This window comes from Microbacterium sp. BF1 (assembly GCF_019279095.1).
Classification (GTDB): domain Bacteria; phylum Actinomycetota; class Actinomycetes; order Actinomycetales; family Microbacteriaceae; genus Microbacterium; species Microbacterium maritypicum.
The window spans coordinates 1-1,000 of sequence record NZ_JAGYWT010000692.1 but is presented as its reverse complement, the minus strand read 5'-3'; the positions used below and the strand labels follow the sequence as shown (position 1 = coordinate 1,000).

Genomic DNA, 1,000 nt, shown 5'->3' with positions numbered 1-1,000 from the left:
CGCTGCTCCCCGCAGCGGGAGCAGCGCGGCGGGCTCCGGCTGGGTGCGGGTCGCGGCGGTGGTGGCGGGACGCTCGAGAAGTGCGGTGTTCGACATGATGATGAAGTCCTCAGGACGTGAGCCCGAATCGAACGGGGCTCTGATGCGTTGCATGAATGACCGGCGGAGCCGGGAAGCGAGCGAGGGTGGATGCTCGGAGACACTGACCTCGCAGATGGCGAGGAGTTCAGGTCAGGCGGGGTTGCTGTTCGTTCAGCGACACATTCGGCAACACATACCGACGCGACCGGGCATCATCATCCCGGCAGTCCTGTTCGCCTCCTGGGCGGACAAAGGGCTTGCGTTGGTGGTCATGGGGGGATTATGTCTGATCGTGACGCCCCATGTCAAAACGCCCGGGCGCTCGGAGCGGGCGTAACGTGGTTCGAATGACGATCTCGCACACTGTCGACGGCTTCATCCTGACCGACGAGAAGGACGCCTCGCGGTACACGCTCATGCGCGACGGCAAGCTCGTGAGCGTGCTCGACTACCGTGACGATGGCCGGACGATCGCGCTCACCAGGGCGTTCACCGTCCCGACTTTCCGCGGCAACGGCTATGCGGGGAAGGCCGTCGAGGGAGCTGTGGCTGACATCGAGGAGCGAGGTGATCGCAAGGTCGACGCCGTCTGCTGGTACGTCGCCGACTGGTTCTCCGCCCACCCGGAGCGTGCCGGTCTCCTGCGCACCCGCTGACTCTCCGGTCGTATGACGAACTGTTACGGTCGCTCCGTGCGAGGATGACGTCATGAAACTCGCCGAAGCCCTCACCGCACGCGCCGACCTGCAGCGCCGCATCGAGCAGCTGCGGGCGCGCATCGTCGCGAACGCCCGCTACCAGGAAGGTGAGGAGCCGGCGGAGGATGCCGCCGCCCTGATCGTGGAGGCGGATGCCGCGCTCACGCAGCTTCGCGACCTCATCCGGCGCATCAACGCCACCAACGCGCGTCTCAATCTGG

General features: G+C 66.1%; 2 protein-coding genes. Both read left to right on the top strand.

The genetic code is table 11. The features are described 5' to 3' along the window. The first annotated feature begins 428 nt into the window (after nt 1-428). A complete protein-coding gene (locus tag KZA10_RS16090; protein ID WP_141386874.1) occupies nt 429-737 on the top strand; it encodes a GNAT family N-acetyltransferase in 309 nt (102 codons plus the stop codon). A gap of 52 nt (nt 738-789) precedes the next feature. Continuing rightward, nucleotides 790-1,000, top strand: a 211-nt coding sequence (locus tag KZA10_RS16085) for a DIP1984 family protein (protein WP_218683388.1), incomplete at its 3' end; no start/stop codon positions are given.

Excerpts from the sequence above, each read along its gene's own strand:
- KZA10_RS16090 (WP_141386874.1), top strand. The coding sequence starts at position 429 with ATGACGATCTCGCACACTGTCGACGGCTTCATCCTGACCGACGAGAAG.